Below are 24715 nucleotides of genomic sequence, written 5' to 3' on the forward strand. Positions count from 1 at the left end.
TTCGATCTCCGAGATCTAGGCCGCAGGTTGGGCCAGGAATCGCTGCCGGCGCTTCGTAAATATCATGTACGTGCCGCGAAACCAGCTTTCCGTCGCGAGCCGGTCGCGCCAGGGCGTGGCGCGGGCCGCAGCGCGGGCTGGGCTTTCCAGCGCAGCGACGGAGGAGAGGTGATGCAGGGCCATATGGGTATAGCTTTCCGGCGCACCATCGACAATCTGGTAGCGGCGCACCCCAAGCCAAAGGGGTTCCTCCAGTAGCTTGGGCACGTGGTCTTGGGTGTACCAATCGTTAAAGTCCGCCTGACGATCTTGGGGAACCGTAAAGAACACCGAATAAAGCACTTCGCTTTCCAGCATCTCGGCTTCGTTGATCGTCTCCTGTTGCTGCCAGCTGAGAAGCTGGCCGGTATACCGGGTAAAGCCGGAAACCTCCCGCAGCATGCGTGCTGTGCGTTCGCTGGGCTCGCCCTTGATGTGCTTGTAGCGTTCCGTCTGGAGCGCTTCTGGCGCATCCATGTCGTAGACCGCGAGAAATCCTGGGCCGTCATTGCGGCTATAGCGCTGCGCGCCCAGAAATCCTGGAGCCGCCATGCGGATCGGGATGTGCTCAGTATCGTACCAGTCGTGGAAGTCTCCTTCCCAGCTGGGATCCGGAGTCATCTCGGAAAACAGCACACCGCCTGGTCGCATGATACCTCTCTTGACGTCCATAATCTTGTATGACGATACTATGTCATCTCATATTTGGGTTGTCTAGCTAGAGGCTGGAACGACGATGTGAAAGACGTTCCAACGTCTCATCGCACAAAATTTGTGCGGCCTGCCAGATCGTACAACAAATAACCAAATGGTAGACATTACTTGTATTACGTAATACCGTCTTTCAGATCCGAGGAAACGAGGGGTGTTCATCTCGGATGTGGGCATTGAGAGCTTGCCGCAGTGATGCGGCACAGGCGAGCCGGTAGGCCGAATGGGTGGCCTCTGGTTCGAATTGAAGAAAAGCGCGCCGGTTCAGGGACCGCCGCCATCATCAAAGGACGCGAACCACATGAAAATGCTTGCTAGCCTGACCGCTACGGCGCTTCTCGTCACAACTGCCTTTGCGCAGGCACAATCGCTCGAGCCGTTCCGCTACGGAACAGTGGCAACCAAAGGTGACGCCGGCTTCGTCTATATGGCAGCCGAGGATGGCTTCGACGACAGCTTCGGGGTTGATATTGACGTCCAGTCCTTCAAGGGCGACTCCATCCTGCTGCGTGGCCTTCTAGCCGGTGAGCTCGACGCCTACATCGGCAATCCCGGTGGACCGATGATCGCGGCCAGCAAGGGCGCTGACATCAAGATCATTGGTTGCCCATGGCCTGGTCTGACCTATGCACTCTTCACTAAGCCAGAAGTAACATCGGTGGAACAGCTGGCTGGCGGCACGATCGGCGTTTCAGCTCCCGGTTCGCTGCCGGATCTCTTCTCGCGTGCCGTAATCAAGGCGGCCGGCATCTCGCTCGAGGACGTCAACTTCACCGTCGCGGGCAGCGACGCCGAGCGTATGGCGGCCGTTTCAGCCGATCTTATCACCGCAGCGCCGAGCTCCAGCGAGTTCAACGCAAAGGCGCCGGAACTCGGCCTTCACATGCTGGTACATGCCCGCGATGTGGTGCCCCAGTATGTGCGCTTCTGCATTATGACTCGGGGGGACATAGTGCGCGATCGCCCGGAATACATTGCAAACTTCCTGGCCGCGCAGATGAAGGGCTTCAGTTATGCCCTCGAGAACAAGGATGCGACACTCGCCCTTTCTTATCAAAAGGCGGAACTGCCAGAAACCGACCAGGCACCTGTGCTGATCTACAACGAAGTTGTTGAGCATAGCGCCGTCAATCCGGAGATGACTGTTGAGATCGACAAGCTCGAATGGCTGAGCAGCCTTCTAGCGGAAACCGGCAATATGGATGCAGGCTACGATCCGACGGCAATCGTTGACACAACCGTCCTCGAGAAAGCTAAGGCGCTTCTCGCCGCCCAATAACGCCAGCAAAGGAGACCCGCAATGGCGCTGGTCGAAATCCAGAACGTCACTAAGACGTTTAAAACCAAGGTGGCCGGCGCCAAAGGCGAAGTGCACGCGCTGAGCGGGGTCTCCTTTTCTCTCGAACGGGGCGAGATCGTCGCCATCACTGGAGCGAGCGGCTGCGGCAAGACCACCATGCTGCGCATCATTATGGGCCTCGAACAGGCCAGCGGTGGCTCGGTGGTGGTCAACGGCAAGAAGGTTAGTGCCTGCGGTTATGACCGCGGCATGGTGTTTCAGCACTCCGAACTGCTGCCCTGGCGCAATGCCGTTGACAACGTGGCCTTCGGGCTCGAACTCAAGGGCATGGACAAGCCGACCCGGGTAGTAGAAGCCCGGCGCTACCTGGACTTAGTCGGCCTAGGTCACGCCGCCGAGCGCTTGCCGCACCAGCTGTCTGGCGGCATGAAGCAGCGCGTCGGCATTGCCCGGGCACTGGCGATCGGCCCCGACGTGCTCCTGATGGATGAGCCGTTCGGCGCGCTGGACGCCCAAACCCGCGAGGGTCTGCAGAACGAGCTTCTGACCATCCAAGCTAAGACGCAGCAGACCATTATCCTCGTCACCCATGATCTCGACGAAGCCGTGCTCTTGGCCGACCGGGTTGTGGTCATGAGTCGCGGACGTGTTGCCGAGACCCTCGATGTGCACCTGCCCCGGCCCCGTCCCAGCCTTGCCGCACTGCGTGGTAATCCCGAGTTCGGCGACAAGCGTCTGCGCTTGTGGGAGTTATTGAAAACCGAAATGGACGCCGACGCGAGAAAGGCCGCCTAATGAACACCGAAGCCACAACCGCGCCAGCCAGCATGCACATGGACCTTGCGACTATTCTGATGAGCCGCCGGGTCATCACTGTCGCGTCGGTCGCCATCGCGCTGCTGCTTTGGGAGATTTTCGGTCGCCAAGTCAATCCGCTGTTCGGCTCATATCCGTCCGCCATTGCGGCCAAGATAGTCGAACTCACTCTCAGCGGCCGTCTCCCCCGGGCCTTCTTCCAGAGCCTGCAGCCCTTTGTGGTCGGCTTCGGCATCGCCGCCATCTTGGGCATCCCCATCGGCATGCTGCTCGGTAGGTTCCGCTTCATGGAAGCGGCCTTCGGCATCTATGTCACGGCGGGCAATGCCATGCCGCTGATCGCCATCACACCACTTTTTATGCTCTGGTTCGGGCTGGGCTTCACCGTCAAGGTCGCAATCATCGCTACCTTGTCTTTCTTTCCCATTTGCATGAGCACATGGTCGGGCGTTAAATCCATCCCCAAGTCGCTGATAGAGGTGGGCGAATCGTTTGTCGGCTCACGACGGGACATCCTGCAAAAGATCGTCCTACCCGCCTCCGTGCCCCATATCATGGCCGGTATACGGCTGGCGGTTGGCAAGGGCATCATTGCCATGATCGTGGCAGAGTTCTTCACGGCGCTCTCTGGATTAGGTGGCATCATCCTAACGGCTGCCAACAATTTCGAGACGGCCGAAATGTTCGCACCTATCATCGTGCTCTTGACCTTTGCCATCGTGCTCAATGCATTCGTGCAATGGCTCGAGCATGTAATTGCACCCTGGCATATTCAAGTAACCGGTCAGGGGGAATAAAAATGAACCTCTTCGCCGGTACCAAAGAAAAGTTGCTGCATGTGAACGGCACTGCGACGACAGAGCCTAAAACAATCAACTCGGACCGGTCACGCGAAGGGCAGGCAACCCGAAGGCTTTTAATTCGGGATGCCGGTTGCTCAGCGGTTCCCGTTACGGCATTCCACAGCGGTGCAAGGAATTTCACCGTGATTGCATCCGCTACGAGTTAAAGGCATTCAGCGGAGCTAATCGGAACCCGTAAACACGGGCACTCGGGCGTATTCACGTGCACGCTAATGCACTGCTCGAACGGGGCAATTCCTAGCTTGCCAAGGTTAGGGTCGTGGGTTCGAATCCCATCGCCCGCTCCAATTCTCAAGGCCGGCAAGCCTTGAGAAACAAAGGGTCCTTCGGGACCCTTTTTGTTTTTCCGGGGTTGGCGCCGCGTGGGTCTGTGACCGCGAGCCGAATCAGCGTTCCACCCGATCATATTCCTCCCCGACAGCGCGTCAGAACCCGTCGCACCTTTTGCCCGGTTGCGGCGTTGATGCACGAACCGTCGAAAACAGGAGAGCGAATTGCCTGATTATCAACTCACCACGAGCGATGGCACCAAGATCGGCTTCACCGATGAGCGCGAGCTCGATGACATCATCGAGGAAGTGCTCGGCGAAGGCTATCTGCGCATCAGCGGCGAACGCACGCTGGTCAGTGACGGCACGCGGATCGAGGGCGACTTTGTTGCCTTTGAAAGCCATATTCTGAGCATCTCGACCTAAGGGTCAAACCAATTTCCGGCGGGCCGGGCGGAATGCTCGACCCGCCCTCCAGGCGCCCAAAACGGTCTTGGCCGGCGCCGCTTGAGCCCAGTCGCCAACCCCCTCCCCGCCGCGCTAGACTATCGCGCAAGGCAGCAGCAAGGGGCAGCTATGGACCAGGGCAAATCTTCACCAATTGGCGCGGCGACGGGTGGAGTGCGCAGCGTGCTGCGACTTGAAGCGCTGGCGGTGCTCGCCGGGGCGACCGCCGCTTATTTCGCCAGCGGCGGCAATCCCTGGCTGTTCGTGCTGTTGTTTTTCGTGCCCGATCTGAGCTTTGCCGGCTATGCCCTCAATGCCAGGGCCGGCGCCGCCGTATACAACACGGCCCACAGCTATGTGCTGGCGGCACTCCTTGGCGGCCTTGGCTGGGCGCTTGGCGTTGAGCTCATCTGGCAATTTGCCTTGATCCTTGCCGCCCATATCGGTTTTGACCGCGCCCTTGGCTATGGGCTCAAATATGCCTCGGCCTTCAACCACACCCATCTAGGCGCGATCGGCAAGGCGAGCACCGCCCCTGAAGCCTAGAACTCCTCGGCCCTATCCAGCGCCAGCCACGGCGGCGTTGCGGCGATAGGGGGAGCGACATAGCCAGCCGCGCTCGCCTGCAGCGCTTCCAGCATTGCCGCATAAGGCTCGACCCGCCGGTACTGCGAAGGCACCAGCGCCACGATGCGCCGGGGCGGCGCCTGCACCCGATACAGCGTCACATCGCTCGGCACGCCATCGATCCCCACAGAGGCCAGCGCCGGCGCGAGGCACACCCCGGCCCCCGCCCGCACCAGTCCGATCGCGGTTTCAAACGAGCGGCACTGCGCCACCACCCGGTGCTCGGGCAGGAGGCGCGCATACCAATCGGCTACCCGGCTCGCGTGGCGGCTGCCAAAGCTGAACTGGATGGCCTGGTTAAGCAGCCGCCACCCCTCGGCTGGCAACTGGGCCTGCGGATCGCTCACTCCATCGAGTTCGAGCCCCTTGGGCACGACCAGCACATAGGGGTCTTCAAGCAGCGGCACCTGCACAAAGCCCACGCCGGCCTGCGCCACCGAATTGGCGGCCAAAAGCCCGATCGTCACCCGCCGGCTATACAGCAGATCAAGGATCTCGCCGGGTGCACTTTCCAAGAGGTCGAATTCGAGTTCGGGAAACTGCCCCTGCAGCGCCCCGACCGCGCGGGGCAGCACCACGCGGAGCACAGAATTGATCCCCGCCAGCCGCAGCGTCAGCCGCTGCCCGGCCCCGAACTGGCCCAGCCCGTCCTCGAGTTCGGTGATCGAGCGCAGCACCTGCTCGGCCTTGGGCAACAGATATTGCCCGGCCTCGGTCAGTTCCATCTCGTTGGAGCGGCGATGAAACAATAGCGTGCCGACATTGGCCTCGAGCTTGGCCAATTGCTGGGACAGCGACGGCTGGGTCAGCCCTAATTGCTTGGCCGCATTGGTGAGGGTCGTCGAGCGGGCCACCGCCCAGAAAATGCGCAACTGGTGGAGGGTCAGATCCCCGGTTCGCGGCTGCGCCGCGCTCGTGACCCGCGCGCGACCCCGCGCCTTGCTCCCTGTCTTGGCTCCCGGCTTTATCGCCTGCTTGTCATCCATTCCGGATCAAACTTTCTTTTGGCCCGGCCCCTGGCACCAGGGGCCCAGATCTAGCCCAAACCCGCCTCCGCCGCACGGGCAAAGCGCCGCGGGGCGCCCGGTCCCCTCGTCCAGTGCGGCTTGAATAGTTCAACCGCTTGGTCCAACTATCGCCAGCAGCGGCCATCCGGACCGCGGTCTGCCCGCTCTGAATTGCATCGGGTGCCACGCCTTGTGCAGCCTAAAGAGGGGGATAGCGGCATGATCGGAGAAGGGCAACCGCCACAGCCGCCGGCCCGCTCAACCGCGCCCGCCCCATCATCGAGCCTGTCGAGCACAGACCTTGCCAGCCGCGCGCAAAACCGCCGCCGGCGCACCAGCACGCTGGTGCTCGCGATCCAGATCGGCCTCGTGCTCCTCCTGATCCTGGGCATGTTCGCGCTCAACGCCAGCGCGGGCAATCTGATCATGCCCAAGCCCACCGACATTCTCGATGAAAGCATCAAGCTCTGGTCCGACGGCACCATGTTACGCGCCTTGGGCGAATCGCTGACCGTGATCGGGCTGGGGTTCCTCCTTTCGGCTAGCACCGGCATTTTGCTGGGCATTGTGCTCGGGGGCTTTCCCCTCGTCGGGCGCATTCTCGACCCGTTCGTTAATGCGATGAACTCGACCCCCGGCGCGGCCTTTATCCCGCTGATCATTGTCTGGTTCGGGCTTTATACCGAAGCCAAGATCGTCGTCGTCTGGAACGCGGCGCTGTTTCCCATTCTCATCAACACCGCTGCCGGCATTGCCAATGCCGACAAGGACCTTGTGGAAATGGCCCGCGCCTTTGGCGCCAAGCGGCTGACCCTGTTTTGGCGGGTGATGGTGCCCGATGCCCTGCCCTCCATCCTGAGTGGCTTGCGGATCGGCGCTGCCATCAGCACCGTGGGCACCGTCATTGCCGAGCTGACCATGGCCCAGTCCGGCCTTGGCGGCTTGTTGGCCGCCGCCGGCAATCGCTTCCAGATGGATCGCTATTTTGCCGTGGTCATCGTCCTCATGGCCCTGGGCACCGCCCTCACCGCCCTCCTGCGCTGGGCCGAACGGCGCTTCGGGCGCTGGCGCGTGGCGCAAAGGAACGCCCAATGACCCAAGCCCCCACACCCACCCCCCTGATCTCGCTGCGCGGTGTCGGCAAGAGCTTTCGCGATGGGCAGATCCGCGCGATCGAGAACATCTCGCTCGATATCGCCCCGGGCGAGTTTGTCAGCCTCGTGGGCCCCAGCGGCTGCGGCAAGACCACGCTGCTGCGCATCATCAATGGCCTTACCCCCGCCGATGAGGGGGAGGTCAGCGTGCTTGGTGCCCCGCCCGAGCCGGGGCCGGACCTGGCCATGGTGTTTCAGTCCGCCCGCCTCCTCCCCTGGCTGTCGGTCGCGGGCAATATCGAATTTGTGCTCTCGCTGCGGGGCATGAGCCGGCGCGAGCGGGCGCAGCGCGCCTCGGCCCTGCTGGGCGCCGTCGGACTGCGCGATTTTGCCGGCGCCTTTCCCCATGAGCTCTCGGGCGGCATGCAACAGCGCGTGGGCCTCGCCCGCGCGCTTGCCGTCGAGCCCAAAGTGCTGCTGATGGACGAGCCCTTTGCCGCCCTTGATGCCATGACGCGCGAAGTGCTGCGGCGCGAGCTTTGGCAGATGTGGTCGCGGCGCGGCATTGCCATCGTTTTCGTCACCCACGACATCGATGAAGCGATCCTCTTGTCGCAGCGCATCGTGCTCCTGCGCCCGCGCCCCGGCCGGGTCGACGAGATCGTCGATGTGCGCTTGCCCGAGGCGCGCTGGGACACCGATCCGCGCACCCTGCCCCAATTCGCCGACATGCGCGCCCATCTCTGGGGCCGCATTCACGACATGGTGCGCGATGGCGCCCAGCTCGAGGAACTGGCCGGCGCCTTTCCCCTCGACGATCCGGCGCCGACCACCACCGCCGGATAGGAATTTCCTATAGGTCTCATAGAGTGTTAGCGCGTCCCGATCGGTGATCTTATGGGGCGGGCAACCTCCCGGTTGTTCCGCGCGCGCCCGCGCGCCAAGCGGGGTGCCAAAGGTACCGGACCACATTGAGCCTGCCACGCGCTGAAAACCTGTCGCCACTTTCCGACGCCGCCTGGAGCTATGAGCTGGCGGCGCATTTGCTGGAGCGCGCCGGTTTTGGTGGAACGCCCCAGGAGATCGAGCAATTGGCCGCGGTGACACCGGCCGCTGCCGTCGCCAGCCTCGTGCACTACCGGCAGCACGACAACAGCCATTTGCCGCCCTTCGAGGAATCTGGATTTTGGGACCCCACGCTCAAGGATTTTCCGGTCAGCCGGCCCGCGGCCACCACCCTTGCCGCACAAACCGGCGAGGCGATGGGCGTGCGCGCCAAGCCCAGCGGCCCCCGCCCCCTGCAGGCCGTCACCAATCGCTTCTTTTACTGGGCCCGCGCGACGACGCTCGAAACCCGGCGCATCGGCTATTGGTGGCTCGATCGCATGGTGCGCACCAACCGTCCGCTCGAAGAAAAGCTGACCCTGTTCTGGCACGGCCATTTTGCCACCAGCGAAGAAAAGCTGCGCGATTACCGCAAGGCGCTCCTTCAACTCGGCACTTTGCGCGCTGGCGCCAGCGGCAATTTCGGCGCCCTGCTGGAAGCCGTGGCCAAGGATCCGGCCATGCTGGTTTATCTTGATGCCGCCCAGAATGTGAAAGGCGCGCCCAACGAGAATTTCGGCCGCGAGGTCATGGAATTGTTCACCATGGGCGTGGGCAATTACACCGAGGACGATATCCGCGAAGCCGCCCGCGCCTTTACCGGCTGGGGCAATGACGATCTCACCTTCGTGGTTGATCCCGACAAGCACGATACCGGGATCAAGAATTTCCTTGGCCGCATCGGCGCCTTTGCCGGCGAAGATATCCTCCACATCATCCTCGAGCAGCCGCAAACCGCCAATTACATTGCCGCCAAGCTCTACCGCTTTTTTGTGCGCGAGCAGATTTCGCCGGACTTCGCCCAAACTCTCGGCGACCTGCTGCGCGCGGGCAATTACGAGATCGCCCCGTTCCTCGAGACCATTTTCCTGTCCGAGGATTTTTATGCCGAGCCCTCGATCGCGGCCCATATCAAGTCCCCGACCGAGCTGATCGTCTCGACCTATCGCAAGCTCGGGATTGGGGAACTGCCCGGCATTCCCGACCCCTGGAGCGTCGGCAAGACCCTGGGCCAGGTGTTGCTCTATCCGCCCACCGTCGCCGGCTGGGGCGAAGGTCGCGCCTGGATCACGCCGGGGCTCTTGTTCGAGCGCGCCAATTTCGCCCGCGAAGTGATGTTCCCCAATGTGATCGACTTCACCGATCCCCTGTTCAACCCAGGGCGGGTGGTCAAGCGGGTCAATGCCAATATCCTTTCGGGCATGGAGATCACCGCGGCCACCCTCGAGGAAGGCGCCTCGCCCAGCATGGCCGCCGGCATCCAGGAAAGCTTCAATACCCGCTACGGGAGCCTCGTGGGCTATCAGGAGGCGCTGCGCAAGCTCAAGCCGACGCCCCGCGCCCCCGCCCAGTTCAGCCTGTCCGACATGCTGCGCACCGAAGGCGCCGCGACAACGGGCGAGGCGGTCGACCTGCTCGCTCGGCGCTTGCTGCGCGTGCCCCTCGCCCCGCCCGCCCGCGCTGTCCTCATCGAAACGCTCGACGGAGAGCTGGGTACGACGAGCCTTTTGGAAGCCGACACCTATATGGAGCACGGCCTGCGCATGGCCGCCCATCTCATCATGAGCGCACCGCAATATCAGCTGGCCTGACCGGCGGAGACCTTTTCATGGCAAAACCACCCAAACTCAGCGGCACCGACAAGCAAGGCCTTCTGCAAAGCGGCTTTGGCAGCATGGTGCTGGGCGGCGCGGGCGGCATCAGCAGCTCGCCGGTCTGGTCCAGGGTCGCCCAAGCGCAGGCCGATGCCAATGAGCGCATCCTCGTTATCGTCGAGCTGTCGGGCGGCAATGATGGGCTCAACACCGTCATCCCCTATGGCGATGACGCCTATTACAATGCCCGCCCGCATCTCGGGATCCGCCCCGACAAGCTGCTCAAGATCGACGACCAGTTCGGCTTCCAGAAAACCATGAGCGGCTTTGAGCGGCTCTACAAGGACGGCATGATGGGGATCGTGCATGGCGTGGGCTATGACCAGCCCTCGTTCTCGCATTTTTCCTCCATGGCCTTCTGGCAGACCGGCGCGCCCAATAGCGGCGAGGCCTATGGCTGGCTCGGGCGCATGGCCGATGCCATCGATCCGCTCGGCCACACCACCAATTTCCTCGTCAATATCGACGACAACCAGTCCCTGGCCGTGCGCTCGATGAACCATGTGCCGCTGGTCTTCAACAACCCCGACAACTTCACCCGCCGGGTGCTGCACGAGGAAAAGCCGGCCCTGGGCGTGCTCGACGCCCGCTTCGGCAATGGCGGGCGCAATCCCGCCGAGGATTTCCTCTTTGACGTGGCGGCCAGCGCCAACAGCTCCGAGCATCTGGTGCGCGAGGCCTGGAACACCTATTCCAGCCCCATCGATTATGGCCTCGTGCCCTTCGGCCTCGAACGCGTTGCCGCCCTTATTGCCGCCGAGTTCCCCACCAAGGTCTACTACGTCCCTTATCGCAACAATGCCTTTGATACCCATGTCTATCAGGGCGACACCCATGCCCGGCTCTGGGCCTATACCTCCGACCACATCGCCGCCTTTGTGCGCGACATGGAGCGGGTCGGGCGCGGCGATGACGTGGTTGTCATGGTGTTCAGCGAGTTCGGCCGCCGCGTCGCCGAAAACACCAGCCTTGGCACCGATCACGGCACCGCGGGCCCCGCCTTTGTGATCGGCAAGCCGGTCCTGGGCGGCCACTATGGCGGCGTGCCCAGCCTCACCGATCTCGACGACGGCAATCTCAAATTCACCACCGATTACCGCCGCATCTACTCGACCCTCATCGAGGGCTGGATGGGCCATGAGCATCCCTCGGGCATCCTCAAAAGCGAGTTCAGCTCCATCCCCCTCTTTGCCCCCAAACACTAACCCGGACCCAACAGTCCAACCCGTCACCAGAAAGTAGTGCCATGTCCGCTCACCCCACCCGCCCCCTTGCCGCCGCCCTTGCCACCGGTTTGACCCTTGCCAGCCTGCTCGGCAGCACCGCCCTCGCCCAATCCACCGATCTGCCCGAGATCAACCTCGCCTTGGCCAGCACCGACGCCAATTTCAACCCGACCACCGGCTCGATTTTCCGCATCGCGCAGGATATGGGCTTTTACGAAAAGCACGGGGTCAAGGTGAATGTCGTCACCCTCGATGGCACGCCCCAGGCCGTCGCTGCCCTCAATTCGGGTGCCGTTGATGTGGCCGATATCACCATCGAATCGGCCATCCGCCTGCGCGCCGAAAACGACGTGCCGATCCGCGGCATCACCGCGGTGTCTTCCGGCAGCGCCTTTCTCATGGCCGCCAAGGACGATATCGAAACGGTCGAGGACCTCGCCGGGCGCTCCTTTGCCATCGCCGATAGCGGCAGCCTTGATCACAACCTGACCGTGGCGGTCCTCAACAGCTACGACATCCCGACCGACGCGCCCAATTTCGTCGCCATCGGCGCGCCCGATATCCGCGTCCAGGCGCTGGCCGCCGGCCAGGTCGATGCCACCACCGTCTCGTTCGGCACCTATCAGTCAATTGCCGACGTGGAAGGCATCCATGTGCTGGTGGACGCCGATGACTTCGCCGAGCGCTCGCCCGGCCAGGCCAAGTTCGTCGCCGCGCTCGAGCCCACGATCGAAGCCAAGCGCGACGCGCTGCAGCGCTTCACCGATGCCCTGGCCGATGCCGCCCGCGCCATGCAGAACGATCCCGCCACCTGGGAAGCCGCCATTGCCGCTGCCCGCGATGACCTTTCCCCCGAAGCCATCTCCGCCACCGCCGCGCTTAACACCTCGCGCTGGTGCGTCAATGGCTGCATGAACCCGGACAATCTGGCCGCTGCGGTCGAGTTCGCCTATGCCAATCCGGAATTTGCCGAAATCGCTCCCGTTCCGCTCGACGATCTGGTTGACCTCAGTTTCAACGAAAAGATGCTGGAAAACCTTGGCGTGTTTGAAGGCGACGTGCTCGACAAGCGCTAAGCCAACCCAGCGCAGCCGCGTTTCCCGCCCCGAGCCGGAGCCGCGGCTGCCACGACCCGACGGAGCCAGCCGATCCCGACCGATACCACTACCCTGATTATCCTGGGCCTTGTTGGCCTTGTCGTGGTCTGGCTCGTTTTCACCGTCCTGCGCAAAATCTTCGGCGTCTTGCTGGTGGTGGCGCTGGGTGCCGGCGGCCTCGTGGTGTGGAACAATCCGGCCCTGCTTGCCAGCTTGACTGATACGCTCGCCGCCTTTGCCGGCGGGCGCTGAAAAGCTCCAATATCGGTTGCAGTTGATCCCCCCGGGTAACACCGCATTAACTGTGCTCAGCAGCTGCAATCTTGCGCTTAAACCTTTTTCATCTTCCCGCCGTAACTTTGAGCTACGCAACAACGGACGATAAAGGCAAAGCGTGATGCAGCAGGATGAAGGCGAGCGGCTCCGGGCGCTCAATGATTTGGGTCTGCTCAACACAGCACCCAGCGAAAGCTTTGATCGCATCACGCGCATGGCCAGCCAGATTTTTGGTGCCCCCATCGCCGCGGTCTCACTGACCGACAAGGACCGGCAATGGTTCAAGTCGCGCGTAGGCTGCGGCACCGAGATTCCGCGCGACCGCGCCCCCTGCGCCGAAGTCACGCGCCTGGGCGATGTGCTGGTGGTTTCCGACCTTTCCCAGGATCCGCGCTTCAAGGGCAATGTGCTCGACCAGAGCGGCGTGCGCTTTTATGCCGGCGCGCCCCTGACCACGCGTGACGGGTTCACCCTGGGCGCCATGTGCGTTCTTGATACCAAGCCGCGCACCATCACCCCCGAACAAGCGCGCATCCTCACCGATCTGGCCGCCATGGTCATGGCGCAGGTCGAACTGCAGCATGCCCTGGGGCGCATCGATCCGGCCAGTGGCCTGCCCAATCGCAACCAGTTTGCCGAAGACCTCGAGGATCTCAGCCGCGACCATGCCGGGCAGGAGCGCATCGCCATGCTGGTGGATCTGGTCGAGCCCGTTCAGCTCAACCAGTGCATGCGCATTCTTGGCCCCGCCTATCTCGACACCATGATCAAGACCGCCGCCGGCGCCATCAAGGAGCGCCTCAAAGGCGAAGCCACCCTTTATCAGGTCGGCGTCACCCAGTTCGCGACGGTCCTCGTCGGCCACAATCCCCAGGTGCTGTTCGATCAGGTCCAAGCCCATTTCGCGGAAGTGGCCGAAACAGCCCTTGGGCGCGACCGCGCCGCTTCGGCGCCGGTGGTGGGCCTGATGCCCTTCCGCCTCAGCGAAGTCTCGCCCGCCCAGGTCCTGCGCGCCGCGCTTGGGGCCGCCCAGGATGCACGCGACGCCGGCAAAAGCGTCGGGCTGTATTCGGTGGCGCTCGATGATGCCCATCAGCGGCGCTATGCCCTGCTCGATGGCCTCCATGATGCCCTGCTTGCCCCCGACCAGTTGAGCCTTCACTTCCAGCCGCGCATCGATCTGCGCACCGGGCGGTGCGATGGCGTTGAAGCGCTGCTGCGCTGGCAGCATCCCGCGCTGGGCAATGTTGCCCCCGGCGAGTTCATTCCGCTCGCCGAAGCCACTGAACTGGCGCGTCCCCTGACCCAATGGGTGATCGAGGCGGCGCTCCAACAGGCCGCCGTTTGGCGCGCCGCCGGGCTCGAGCTCAAGATTTCGGTCAATGTATCGCCGGCCAATCTCGAGGAAGCCGATTTTGCCGAGCGGATGGGCGAGGCCCTTGCCCGCTACGCCGTGCCCGCCCAGGCGCTCGAAATCGAATTCACCGAAAGTGGGCTGATCCGCAACCAGGGGCGGATCCTCATCAATCTCGCTGCTATCCGCGCGCTTGGCATTGCCTGCGCCATTGATGATTTCGGCACGGGTTACAGCAGCTTTTCCTATCTCAAGGACATTCCTGCCGAGATCATCAAGATCGACCAGAGCTTTATCCGGACCCTCGTGCCCGGTGGTGCCGACAGTGCGCTGGTCAGGGGCATGATCACCATGGCCCAGGAGCTTGGTTTGCGCGTCGTGGCCGAAGGGGTGGAAACCCAGCTTGCCTATGATTTCCTGTGCGAGGCCGGGTGCGATGAAGCCCAGGGCTACCTGATCTCGCGGCCGGTGCCCGCCCAAGCCTTCACCGCCTGGTTGCACGCCCGCGACCCCGGCACCAAGCACCACGTCGCGGCATGAGCAAGCGCGTGGCCATGCAGTTCGATTTTTCCGCCACCGGACGCCTTCGCGTTTGGCTGGTTACCCTTGCCGGGATGATCTTCTGCGCGGGCGCGGCGCTGTTCGTGGACTCCTTCAATTTCCCCACCATGACCCTTGACGAGTTCCGGCGGGCCATAGCAGTCGACCTGTTGCTGCCCAGTGCGCTGGCAGGCCCGCTGCTGTTCTTGCTGATGAGCAAGATCCGGCAATTGGCCATCGCCCAGCGCGACCTTGCCAAGCTGGCGTCTACCGATAGCCTGACCGCCGTGCTCAATCGGGGCGCCTTCACCATGATGGTGGACGCTTATCTCGAGCAATCGCGCGCCCATGCCAATCTGCGCTCGGGTGCGCTGCTGGTGATCGATGCCGATCATTTCAAGAACATCAATGATCGCTTCGGCCACCAACTGGGCGATGAGGCGCTCAAGCTGATTGCCGGCACCATCAAGGGCATGCTGCGCGGGGCCGATATTGTCGGGCGCGTCGGGGGCGAGGAATTTGGCGTATTCCTGCCCGGTGCAACCCCCGAGGAAGCGCGAACAGTTGCCGAGCGCATCCGCCAGGCGGTTGGCAGTCTCAAGCTCCCCTTGCCGGCCATATCAGACGAAATCACCGTCAGCATTGGGGGCGTGACTTATAACGGGCTCGCCACCTATGACCATCTGTTCTCGCTGGCAGACGAGCGGCTTTATGGTGCCAAGGCCACCGGGCGCAACCGGGTGCTGTTCCGCCACTTCACCGATCCGCCACTGGCCGCTTGACCCCGGGGCTGGTCACCTGGCATCACGACGCGCGTGCGCAGTTGCGCACCACAGCTGCGGCAATCTCGGGCATGTCCATTTCGAGCAGTTCGTGGCCGCGCTCGGGCAGGATGATCAGTTCCGCGCCGGGCACAGCGGCGGCGCTGGTGCGTGCTGCCGCGAGGGAAATTACCGGGTCTTGGCTGCCATGCACCACCAGGAGCGGCAGCCGTAAATCAGCCACGCTCAAGCCCGGATCAAGTTCGCCCCCGACCGAGCCGTGATTAAAGGCACTGGCCATGCTTTGCGTTCGGCTCAGCTCCTGTTCGATCCGGGCGCTCGCAGCATCGGTGTCGAACGGCACGGCAGTACCAGCGCAGAGTTCGGCATCGCGCAGCATAAAGCGTCGAACCGCGGCAGCGTCGCTCCAGTCGACCGAGCCGAAAGTGCCGAAATGCTCGAGCAGTGCCGGCGCAATCCCCTCGCCTTGGTAGTTCATGCCCAGCGGTTCGGCCGAAAGCAGGGCCAGCGTCGCGACGCGCTCGGGATGCTGCAGCGCCACGATCTGGGCGAGATACCCGCCCAGCGACATGCCCACCAGATGGGCTCGACGCACCCCATAAGCGTCCAGGATAGCGACCAGATCATCGGCAAGCTCCTGGATGGTGTAGCGGATATCTCCGGGCGGGTTGGTCGTGGAGGCGCCAGTATCGCGATGATCGAACCGGATCACCTGAAACCCCGCACCAGCCAGCGCCTGCACCAGCGATTGGGGCCACCACACCATGGATGCCGTGGCGCCCATGACAAGGAGGATCGTCCCTTCCAGCCGCTCCCCTTCCGCCACACTTGCCAGTTGCGCTCCACCACTGCTTGCTATCATGCGCATTTCAGCTCTCCTCTTGGCCCAAAAAGCCGCGTTGGCGCGGCGGCTCCACTGAGCCGCCAGGGATCTCTAGCGGCCGCCGACCTCCGCGGGATCAAGGAAACCGCCCGATTGCCGCTGCCAGAGTTGGGCATAGGTCTTGCCATGCGCCAAGAGCTCGGCATGGGTGCCCTGCTCGATGATGCGGCCCTTTTCCAGCACCACCAGCCGATCCATCGCGGCAATGGTGGAAAGGCGATGGGCAATGGCGATCACGGTTTTGCCAGCCATCAATCGTTCCAGCTGGCTTTGGATCGCCGCTTCCACCTCGCTGTCCAGCGCCGAAGTCGCCTCGTCCAGCACCAGGATGGGCGCGTTTTTCAGCAGCACCCGGGCAATCGCCACCCGCTGGCGCTGCCCACCCGATAGCTTGACGCCGCGCTCGCCGACCTGCGCGTCGTAACCGGTGCGCCCACGGTGATCGACCAGGGTTTCGATGAACTCGTCGGCCTCGGCCATTTCGGCGGCGCTGACCATTTCGGCGTCGCTCGCCTCGGGTCGGCCAAAGACGATATTGGCGCGCACTGAGCGGTGCAGCAGCGCGGTATCCTGCGTAACGACGCCGATATTGGCGCGCAGCGAGGCCTGGGTCACCCCGGCAATGTCCTGCCCGTCAATGGTGATCCGGCCGCCCTCGAGGTCGTAAAAGCGCAGCAATAAATTGACCAGCGTCGACTTGCCCGCTCCCGAGCGCCCGATCAGCCCAATCCGTTCGCCCGGCGCAATATCGAGATTGAGCCCCTCGATCACCCCCTGCGTTTGGCCATAGTGAAACGAAATGTTCTCGAACCTGATCGCGCCTTGCGTCACCACCAGCGGCTTGGCATCGGGCGCATCAACCAGCGCCAGCGGCCGGGCGATCAGTTCGGCCGAGTTCTGTGCCGTGCCATAATTGCGCATCAGCCCGTTGAGCTGGTTCATCATGCGCCCAAGAAGATTATAAAGCCGCAGCACCAGCCCCAGCGTAAAGGCTACTCCGCCCACCGAGATCAGCCCCTGCGTCCACAAATGCACGGAAAGGGCACCGATCCCGGCAATGGCGATGCCCGACAGCATGCCCATGGCCGCGCGCACCCCCACCAGCGTACGCGCGAGGCGCCGCATGGCTTCGATGAAGCCGTCAAAGCCGCGGCGCACAAAGCGGTCGTCTTCATCGCTCGAGCCAAAGAGTTTCAGCGTCTGGATATTGGCAAAGCTGTCAACGATCCGGCCATTGAGCGCCGAGGCCGCTTCCGCCGCCTGCGCCGAGCGCTGGCGCATGCGCGGCACATAATACCAGGCGAGGAGCGCAAAGGCGAAGATCCAGAGCGCCACCGCCGCCCCTAGCCGCCAATCGAGCTGGCCCACCAGCACCAGCGTTGTCAGCGCATAAACGGCGATGAACCACACGACCTGGAGCAGCGCGACCATGAAATCGCCCACCGCTCCGCCGCTTTGCCAGACCTTGCTGGCAATGGCGCCGGAAAAATCGTTCTGAAAGAACGACAGGCTCTGCCGGATCACATGCGAATAGGCCTGCCAGCGCACAAGGTTGTAAAACCCGAGATTGACCGTCTGCTCTTCCACCGCCGCCGAGAGCCAGGTGACGATAAAGCGCACGACGAGCACCACCACCAGCATGATGCCAAGCTCGGTACCCGCGCTGGCGAGGAGGCCATTCCAGCCCGCCGCCTGATTGGCGGCGTCCAGAATATCGACCAGCCGCCCGACATAGTAAAACAGCGCCGCTTCCACCAGCGCCACCGCCCCGCCCAGCACCAAAAGCGCAAGGAACGGCAGCTTGGCCTGGCGCACATAATGCCAGAAAAACTGCGGCCCCGTGCCGGGAGGCTGCAGCGTCGGGGGCGCCCGAAACGGGTCGATCCAGGATTCGAACAGGCGATGAAGGGGCGTCAACACACTCATGGCCCCACCCTAGTCCCCGCCGCCATGCGCAACAACGCCCGCAAAGAAGAGCCGCCCGCGGCAGGCCGGGGCGGCAAGTTGGCTTGGAGGTTCAACAAAACCAGCCCGCGGACGATGGGCGCCAGATCTTAAGATTGTGTTGCACCCGATCCCCCACTCCACCGCCACACCCGACGCAGCGGAAAAGCGGGCGCTAAAAGGCGTGGCCGTCCTTGTCGAACAAATGCACCCGCGCGGGGTCGATGAAGGTTTCGATATCCGACCCCAACGCAAACTGCCGCTGCCCCTCCAGCACGATGGTCAGCGCCTGCCCGTCGGCGGTGGTGGCATAAACCACGGTCTGGCCGCCAAGGCTTTCCACCAGATCCACCCGCACGCTCGCCAGCCGCGTGCCGGCGCCCGGGGTCACGCTGATATGCTCGGGCCGGATGCCGAGCGTCGTTGCCCCGGTTGCCGCGCGATTGAGGCTCATCCGGTCGCCCGCGACCTGCAGCTCATTGGCATTGCCCTGCGCCTGGGCGGGCAAAAAGTTCATCTTGGGCGAGCCGATAAAGCCCGCCACAAAGAGGTTGCGCGGATTGTTGTAGAGCTCGAGCGGCGCGCCCGCCTGCTCGATCACCCCGGCGCGCAGCACCACGATCTTGTCGGCCATGGTCATGGCCTCGACCTGGTCATGGGTCACGTAGATCATGGTATTGCCCAGGTCATTGTGCAGCTTGGCGATCTCGACGCGCATCTGCACGCGCAACTCGGCATCCAGATTGGACAGCGGCTCGTCGAACAAGAAGATCTTGGGCTCGCGCACGATCGCCCGCCCAATGGCGACGCGCTGGCGTTGTCCGCCCGAGAGCTGCTTGGGCTTGCGCTTGAGCAGCGGCTCGATGCGCAAAATCTCGGCGGCCCGCGCCACCCGCTGCTCGATCTCGGCTTTTGGCGCCCGCGCGGTTTCGAGCCCAAACGCCAGGTTCTGGTAGACCGTCATATGCGGATAAAGCGCATAGCTCTGGAACACCATGGCAATGCCGCGACGGGCGGCGGGCACTTCGTTCATGCGCTGCCCATCGAGCAGCAGATCGCCCCCGGTGATGGGCTCGAGCCCCGCAATCATGCGCAAGAGCGTGGATTTCCCGCACCCCGAGGGCCCCACAAACACGGTGAATTCCCCCGGCTCGATGCGCAAATCCACCCCATGGATCACCTCGATATCGCCATAGGCCTTGCGGATATTGTCGAGCACGACACTGGTGGCCATGAAACGCTCCTTAAGCCGGCTGGAACTGGGGCGGCACCCAGCTGGAATAGCGGGGATGCTCGGCCCGAAGGGGCAGCTCCACATCCTCGTGGGTGGTGGAGGAATGATAAAACGCGGTGACGAGCTCAAGCGCCCGGCGCGAATCGGCCGAGGTCACCGGCAGCGGCGCCGTGCCCATCAGCGCCGCATGAAACCGCGCCATCTGCGTCTGGAACCGCGACGGCACATGCTGCCAATCGGCTAGCAGCGCCTCAATCTTTTCGCGCGTTTCCGCGTTGCGCGGCAAAATGGTCCAGGGCTTGTTGCCCGGATTATAGGGCTCGTGATCGCTTTCGAAGGTGACATTCTCGAAGGCCAGTCGCAGCCGCGTGATCTCCTGGGCCGAGCCCAGCGTCGCCGTAAAGCTCCCCAGCGCCCCGTTCTCGAGCTCGAGCGAAGCGGTGACGCAATCTTCCACTTCGATGTCGTTGACCCGCGTCGCCACCCGCCCGAACAGGCGCTTGATGTCGCCCATCAGATACGTGAAGAGGTCATGCTGGTGGATGGCGTGGGTCATCAGCACGCCCCCGAGCTCGGTCGCCCATTTGCCCCGCCAGGGCACGGCATAATAATCAGGCCCGCGCGTCCACAGCGTTTCCACCGTGCCCACATAAGGCTTGCCCGCGATCCCGGCATCGATGATGGCCTTGGCCTGCTCGATTCCATCCCCAAACCGGTACTGGAACACCGGCATCAGCATGCCCTTGGACTTCTTTTCCTCGGCGATCACCTCGTCGACCTGAGCGAGCGAGCCCACCAGCGGCTTTTCGCAGATCACATGCTTGCCCGCGCGCAGCGCCGCCACCACCATGGGGTAATGCAGCATGGGCGGGGTGCAGATATCGATGATGTCGATATCGTCCATCGCCAGCACGGCGTCGAACTCGGTTTCGCGCCGCGGCACGCCGAATTCATCGGCAATGGGGTTCATGCGCTCGGGGTTGAGATCGCACAGCGCAAGGACGCGGAACTTGTCGGCATTGGGCGCATAACCCTCCACGATATGGGAGCGGCCGATGCCACAGCCGATAATGGCGACGTTGAAGATCTCTTTCACTGCTGCCACTCCGTGCCGCGTTCGGCCAGTTGCTGGGCGGTCAGCGCCAGCTGCATGGCATTAAAGCACCGCTCCTGGGGCATCGCCGTTTGCGTTCTGTTGCGCACATCCTCGAGGAACTGCCGCCCGAAGGGCAGTTCGGTCGCCGAGCAATCCACATGCTGCACCCCGGACTTGTCGACGAGGAACAGGTGATCGGTGCCGGGCCGGCCGGCAATATCGATATATTTTCTGAGCTCGATATAGCCCTCGGTGCCCAAAATGGTCAGCCGGCCATCGCCCCAGGTGGGCAGGCCCTCGGGAGTAAACCAGTCGACGCGGATATAGCCGGTGGTGCGAGGCGTGCGCAGATGCGTGTCGCCCACATCCTGCAGCCCGGGCCGGTCGGGATGGGCGCGATTGGCGACGCTCGCCGAGATGATTTCGGCATCCAGGCTATTGGAAAAGAACAGGAACTGCTCAAACTGGTGGCTGGCGATATCGCACAAAATGCCGCCATAGCGGCTGCGGTCGAAGAACCAGTCGGGCCGCTGGTTGTTGCGGATGGCATGGGGTCCGAGCCCCACCGTGTTGATCACTTCGCCAATGGCGCCCGCGGCAATCAGATTGCCGGCTTCGACCGTGGCGCGCACCTCGAAATGCTCGGAATACAGCACCCCATAAATGCGCCCGGTCTCCCGCTGCACGCGCTTGATTTCCTCGAGCTGGGCAAAGCTCGTCATGCCCGGTTTGTCGGACAGCACGTCCTTGCCATGCTGCATGGCGGCGATGGAAATGGCGGCGCGCTCGGCAGGAATGGCCGAGGTCAGGATCACCGCGATGCTCTCGTCCTCAAGGATCGCCTTGGGATCGGCAACCCGCCGCGCCTGCGGGTATTTTCCCGCGAACTGGCCCGCCAGATCGTCCTCGGGCGCATGAAACGCCACGAGTTCGGCACCGGCATCGAGCAGGCAATTAACCTGCCCATAGATATGGCTGTGATTGATGCCGATCGCGGCAATCTTGATGGTCATGGTCTACTCAGTTCTTTTGGACCGGGAGTGTCGGGCTGTTCTTCCCCTCCCCCTTGAGGGGAGGGGTCAGGGGTGGGGGTGCCGGCCGTTCCCCCCGAGTGGAGCGCAGGCCGGGTCCGCACCCCCAAGGGGAGGGAACCGGGCCGGTGTTCCCCTCAGTCATCACCGCTTCATCCCCGTGGTCGCGATGCCCTCGATCAGCAGCCGCTGGAAGAACAGGAAAAACACAAAGATCGGGATCAGCGAGAGCACCGACATGGCAAAGAGCGCGCCGTAATCGCTTTCGCCGGTGGAGTCGGTGAAGGTGCGCAGGCCCAGCATCACCGTGTATTGCCGCATCTCGTTGAGATAGATCAGCGGCCCGAAGAAATCGTCCCAGGTCCAGATAAAGGTGAAGATCGCGGCCGTCGCCAGCACCGGCGTCGACAGCGGCAGGATGATCTTCCAATAGATGCGCCAGGGGGAGCAGCCATCCATTTGCGCGGCTTCATCGAGCTCGCGTGGCAGGCCACGGAAGAACTGCACCATGAGGAAGATGAAGAACGCATCGGCCGCGAGAAATTTGGGCACGACCAGCGGCAGGATGGTGTCGATCCACCCCAGCTGCCGGAACAGCACATATTGGGGAATGAGCGTGACCTGATAGGGCAGCATCAGCGTCATCAGCATCAGCGCGAACCAGAAATTGCGCCCGCGGAACTTGAGCCGGGCAAAGGCATAGGCGGCCAGCGAACAGGCCATCACATTGCCCAGCACCGACAGGATCGAGATCAGGAAGCTGTTGGAAAAGAAGGTGCCAAAGCTCACCCGCAACCCGTTCCAGCCGCGCCGATAGGCATCGAGGCTCCATTCGCTGGGCCAAAGGCTCGTGGCGTTGAAAATCTCGTTTTCCGGCCGCACCGAGGCCGACAGCATCCAGAGCAGCGGATAGAGCATGGCGATCGAGGCGCCGATCAGCAGCACATGGATGAGAATGGTGGTCAGGCGCCGGCGCAGCGGCGAAGGCGTATGGGCCGTCACGACCTCGAGGCGGGGCGCGTCAGTCGTCATAATGCACCCAGTACTTGCTGGTCAAAAACGAGAACGCGGTGAACGCCGCTACCAGCGCCAGCAGCACCCAGGCCAGCGCCGAGGCATAGCCCATGCGGAAGAAGCCGAAGGCCTCCTGGTAGAGGTAGAGCGTATAGAACAGCGTCGAATTGATCGGATTGCCGGTGCCGCCCGAAATGATGAAGGCGGGGGTGAAGCTCTTGAACGCGTCGATGGTCTGGATGATGGCGTTGAAGAACACCACCGGGGTCAGGAGCGGCAGGGTGATCTTGACGAACTGGCGCCAGCGGCTGGCGCCATCAAGGCTCGCGGCCTCATACATGTCGGTTGGGATCTGGCGCAGTCCGGCGAGGAAAATGATCATGGGCGAGCCGAACTGCCAGATCGATAGGATCACCAGCGTCCAAAGCGAATAGCGCGGATTGGAAATCCAGCTCGGGCCGACAATGCCGAGTGGCGCGAGCAGCTGGTTGACGAGGCCGTCGCCGGCAAAGATCTGCCGCCACAGAATGGCGATGGCGACCGAAGCACCCAGGAGCGATGGCAGATAAAACAGCGCGCGGTAGAGGGGCAGCCCCTTGATGCCACGATTGAGCAGCATGGCGACGCCCAGCGCAAAGGCCAGCTTCAGCGGCACCGAAAACAGCACGAAAAACAGCGTCACCCGCATGGAGGCGGCAAATTTCGGATCATTGGTGAACATGCGGACATAGTTGTCCGCGCCAACCCAGTCAGGGGCAGTCAGCAGGTCGAAATCGGTGAAGCTGAGATAAAGCGAGGAAATGATCGGCCCGATGGTCAGGCCGAAAAAGCCGATGAACCAGGGCAGCAAAAACAGATAGCCCGGCGCATCATTGTGCCAGATGCGGGACAGGAAGGAGGGAGAATGCGCGCGCTCCCGTGCAGGAGCGTCGGGTGCAAGGGAGCGCGCAGTCATGGATTAGCCTGCCCGGGTCAGGATGGCGGTCGCTTCGCCAACAAAGTACTGGGCGCCGTCTTCAGGCGAGCGGGCGCCAAAGCCCACTTCCTGGCCGACGGTCCGCAGCAGCGAGATGTCGATCTCGCCCGCGGCGGCCGGTGGTGGCGGGGGCAGCGGCCCCAACAGGTCACCCAGGTTCGCCACGAAATTGAGGGCGATCTGGTTGGCTTCGTCCAGCGTCGGCGCCACAGCTTCGCGCACGGCCACTGCTGGCGGGATGCCGCGTTCTACGCCCAGGATCTTGCCCGCTTCCACATCATTGATGAAGAAATCGAGGAATTTGGCGGCCGCCTCCTTGTTCTGCGAATTGGCGCCAACCGAGAAGAACATCGAAGGCTTGCGGTAATGCCCGCCGCCCTGCCCGGCAGCGATGCGCGGCTGGCCGCACATATCGAGCTTGTCTTCCATCAGCGCCTGGTAGCCCACCAGCTGGTTGGAGTTGGACGGCATCAGCGCCGCCTTTTGCTGCACCAGCATCGTGGTTTCGAGCGGGCCGGTATCAAGCGCTTGTTCTTCGGCGGCAACGCAGACGCCCGCTTCGCGCAGACCCTGCCAAAGGGTGAACCACTCGGTCATGTCCTCGACGCCAAAGCCCAGCTGGCCTTCGGCGGTATAAAGGGCCTTGCCGCGCTGGCGCAGCCAGTTGTCGAGCGCCGGCTCGGTATAGGAGGCATCCATGATGGCCTTCATGCCGCCACGGATATTGGCCGACTTGAAGGCCTCGCCCATGGCCATCAGGTCATCATAGGTCCAGGCATTGGTGGGCGGGGTGACGCCCGCTTCCTCGAATGCGGTGGTGTTGATCAGGGTGCAAACCGAATTGGCGCCAAGGCTGACGCCGTAAAGCTTGCCCCCAACCTTGCCGCCCTCGAGCTGGTCGGCATCGTAATTGTCAAGCTTGAGCGTAGTGCCCACGAATTCGTCGAGCGGCGCGATGGCGTTGCGGTTCGCGTATTCAACGATATAGCGATAATCCATCTGGATGATGTCAGGCGCATTGCCGCCAGCGGTTTGTGTGGCGAGCTTGGGCCAGTAATCGTTCCAGGCCAGGAACTCGCCCTGGATCTCACCGCCATTGGCTGCGGTGAACAGATCCGTCACCCCATAGGTGCGGTCGGCGCGCGCCTGGCCGCCCCAGAAGATCAGGCGCAGATTGGCGCCTTCCTGGGCAAAGCCCGGGCGAATGCCGGTGACGGCTCCCGCCATCAGGGCCGTACTGCCGAGCAGAAAGCCGCGGCGGTCGATACGAATTGTCATGATGTCCTCCCATGAACAGCTGCCCGCCCTGGTCAGGGACGGATACGAGCGC

General features: G+C 63.0%; 23 protein-coding genes. 13 read left to right on the forward strand and 10 right to left on the reverse strand.

The window, feature by feature from the left end:
* Positions 1 to 15: 15 nt before the first annotated feature.
* Positions 16 to 690 carry a hypothetical protein gene (locus AC3YOG_RS03890; RefSeq protein WP_489934146.1) on the reverse strand — a complete coding sequence of 225 codons (675 nt, stop codon included), beginning with the start codon at positions 688 to 690 and terminating at the stop codon, positions 16 to 18.
* A gap of 361 nt (positions 691 to 1051) precedes the next feature.
* Between AC3YOG_RS03890 and AC3YOG_RS03895 the strand changes: the two genes are divergently transcribed.
* From AC3YOG_RS03895 to AC3YOG_RS03915, 5 genes are all read left to right on the forward strand, one after another.
* Positions 1052 to 2029, forward strand: a complete 978-nt coding sequence (locus AC3YOG_RS03895; RefSeq protein ID WP_489934147.1) for an ABC transporter substrate-binding protein — start codon at positions 1052 to 1054, stop codon at positions 2027 to 2029.
* Positions 2030 to 2050: 21 nt separating this feature from the next.
* Positions 2051 to 2845 carry an ABC transporter ATP-binding protein gene (locus AC3YOG_RS03900; RefSeq protein WP_489934148.1) on the forward strand — a complete coding sequence of 265 codons (795 nt, stop codon included), beginning with the start codon at positions 2051 to 2053 and terminating at the stop codon, positions 2843 to 2845.
* Positions 2845 to 3663 carry an ABC transporter permease gene (locus AC3YOG_RS03905; protein ID WP_489934149.1) on the forward strand — a complete coding sequence of 273 codons (819 nt, stop codon included), beginning with the start codon at positions 2845 to 2847 and terminating at the stop codon, positions 3661 to 3663. The genes AC3YOG_RS03900 and AC3YOG_RS03905 overlap by 1 nt, the downstream gene beginning before the upstream one ends.
* 560 nt (positions 3664 to 4223) lie before the next feature.
* Positions 4224 to 4424 (forward strand): hypothetical protein, encoded by a 201-nt coding sequence (locus AC3YOG_RS03910; protein WP_127755089.1) that lies wholly within the window; start codon positions 4224 to 4226, stop codon positions 4422 to 4424.
* A gap of 150 nt (positions 4425 to 4574) precedes the next feature.
* Positions 4575 to 4991, forward strand: a complete 417-nt coding sequence (locus tag AC3YOG_RS03915; RefSeq protein ID WP_489934150.1) for a DUF4260 domain-containing protein — start codon at positions 4575 to 4577, stop codon at positions 4989 to 4991.
* Here AC3YOG_RS03915 and AC3YOG_RS03920 read toward each other — a convergent pair.
* Entirely contained in the window at positions 4988 to 6058 is a 1071-nt protein-coding gene (locus tag AC3YOG_RS03920) for a LysR family transcriptional regulator (RefSeq protein WP_489934151.1), read from the reverse strand. The genes AC3YOG_RS03915 and AC3YOG_RS03920 overlap by 4 nt on opposite strands.
* 240 nt (positions 6059 to 6298) lie before the next feature.
* Between AC3YOG_RS03920 and AC3YOG_RS03925 the strand changes: the two genes are divergently transcribed.
* From AC3YOG_RS03925 to AC3YOG_RS03960, 8 genes are all read left to right on the forward strand, one after another.
* A complete protein-coding gene (locus AC3YOG_RS03925; RefSeq protein WP_489934152.1) occupies positions 6299 to 7174 on the forward strand; it encodes an ABC transporter permease in 876 nt (291 codons plus the stop codon).
* Entirely contained in the window at positions 7171 to 8019 is an 849-nt protein-coding gene (locus AC3YOG_RS03930; RefSeq protein WP_489934153.1) for an ABC transporter ATP-binding protein, read from the forward strand. The genes AC3YOG_RS03925 and AC3YOG_RS03930 overlap by 4 nt, the downstream gene beginning before the upstream one ends.
* A 125-nt stretch (positions 8020 to 8144) precedes the next feature.
* Positions 8145 to 9869 carry a DUF1800 domain-containing protein gene (locus tag AC3YOG_RS03935; protein ID WP_489934154.1) on the forward strand — a complete coding sequence of 575 codons (1725 nt, stop codon included), beginning with the start codon at positions 8145 to 8147 and terminating at the stop codon, positions 9867 to 9869.
* 17 nt (positions 9870 to 9886) lie between these two features.
* Positions 9887 to 11137, forward strand: coding sequence for a DUF1501 domain-containing protein (locus AC3YOG_RS03940; protein WP_489934155.1), 1251 nt, complete (start codon positions 9887 to 9889; stop codon positions 11135 to 11137).
* Positions 11138 to 11178: 41 nt separating this feature from the next.
* The gene (locus tag AC3YOG_RS03945) at positions 11179 to 12234 is read left to right on the forward strand and encodes an ABC transporter substrate-binding protein (protein ID WP_489934156.1); all 1056 of its coding nucleotides are present in this window, start codon (positions 11179 to 11181) and stop codon (positions 12232 to 12234) included.
* 123 nt (positions 12235 to 12357) lie between these two features.
* Entirely contained in the window at positions 12358 to 12507 is a 150-nt protein-coding gene (locus AC3YOG_RS03950; protein WP_489934157.1) for a hypothetical protein, read from the forward strand.
* A gap of 145 nt (positions 12508 to 12652) precedes the next feature.
* Positions 12653 to 14425, forward strand: a complete 1773-nt coding sequence (locus tag AC3YOG_RS03955; RefSeq protein WP_489934158.1) for a sensor domain-containing phosphodiesterase — start codon at positions 12653 to 12655, stop codon at positions 14423 to 14425.
* The gene (locus AC3YOG_RS03960) at positions 14422 to 15207 is read left to right on the forward strand and encodes a GGDEF domain-containing protein (RefSeq protein WP_489934159.1); all 786 of its coding nucleotides are present in this window, start codon (positions 14422 to 14424) and stop codon (positions 15205 to 15207) included. The genes AC3YOG_RS03955 and AC3YOG_RS03960 overlap by 4 nt, the downstream gene beginning before the upstream one ends.
* A 22-nt stretch (positions 15208 to 15229) precedes the next feature.
* Here AC3YOG_RS03960 and AC3YOG_RS03965 read toward each other — a convergent pair whose 3' ends face one another.
* From AC3YOG_RS03965 to AC3YOG_RS04000, 8 genes are all read right to left on the reverse strand, one after another.
* The gene (locus tag AC3YOG_RS03965) at positions 15230 to 16075 is read right to left on the reverse strand and encodes an alpha/beta fold hydrolase (RefSeq protein ID WP_489934160.1); all 846 of its coding nucleotides are present in this window, start codon (positions 16073 to 16075) and stop codon (positions 15230 to 15232) included.
* A 66-nt stretch (positions 16076 to 16141) separates the two neighbouring features.
* A complete protein-coding gene (locus tag AC3YOG_RS03970; protein WP_489934161.1) occupies positions 16142 to 18016 on the reverse strand; it encodes an ABC transporter ATP-binding protein in 1875 nt (624 codons plus the stop codon).
* A gap of 193 nt (positions 18017 to 18209) precedes the next feature.
* The gene (locus AC3YOG_RS03975) at positions 18210 to 19268 is read right to left on the reverse strand and encodes an ABC transporter ATP-binding protein (RefSeq protein WP_489934162.1); all 1059 of its coding nucleotides are present in this window, start codon (positions 19266 to 19268) and stop codon (positions 18210 to 18212) included.
* 10 nt (positions 19269 to 19278) lie between these two features.
* Positions 19279 to 20364, reverse strand: a complete 1086-nt coding sequence (locus AC3YOG_RS03980) for a Gfo/Idh/MocA family protein (RefSeq protein ID WP_489934163.1) — start codon at positions 20362 to 20364, stop codon at positions 19279 to 19281.
* A complete protein-coding gene (locus tag AC3YOG_RS03985; protein ID WP_489934164.1) occupies positions 20361 to 21377 on the reverse strand; it encodes a Gfo/Idh/MocA family protein in 1017 nt (338 codons plus the stop codon). Before AC3YOG_RS03985 ends, AC3YOG_RS03980 begins: the two co-directional genes overlap by 4 nt.
* 162 nt (positions 21378 to 21539) lie before the next feature.
* The gene (locus tag AC3YOG_RS03990; RefSeq protein ID WP_489934165.1) at positions 21540 to 22427 is read right to left on the reverse strand and encodes a carbohydrate ABC transporter permease; all 888 of its coding nucleotides are present in this window, start codon (positions 22425 to 22427) and stop codon (positions 21540 to 21542) included.
* Positions 22417 to 23364 carry a carbohydrate ABC transporter permease gene (locus AC3YOG_RS03995; RefSeq protein ID WP_489934166.1) on the reverse strand — a complete coding sequence of 316 codons (948 nt, stop codon included), beginning with the start codon at positions 23362 to 23364 and terminating at the stop codon, positions 22417 to 22419. Before AC3YOG_RS03995 ends, AC3YOG_RS03990 begins: the two co-directional genes overlap by 11 nt.
* Before the next feature lie 3 nt (positions 23365 to 23367).
* A complete protein-coding gene (locus tag AC3YOG_RS04000; RefSeq protein ID WP_489934167.1) occupies positions 23368 to 24663 on the reverse strand; it encodes an ABC transporter substrate-binding protein in 1296 nt (431 codons plus the stop codon).
* Positions 24664 to 24715: the final 52 nt, after the last annotated feature.

This window comes from Devosia sp. Z6_126 (assembly GCF_058133495.1).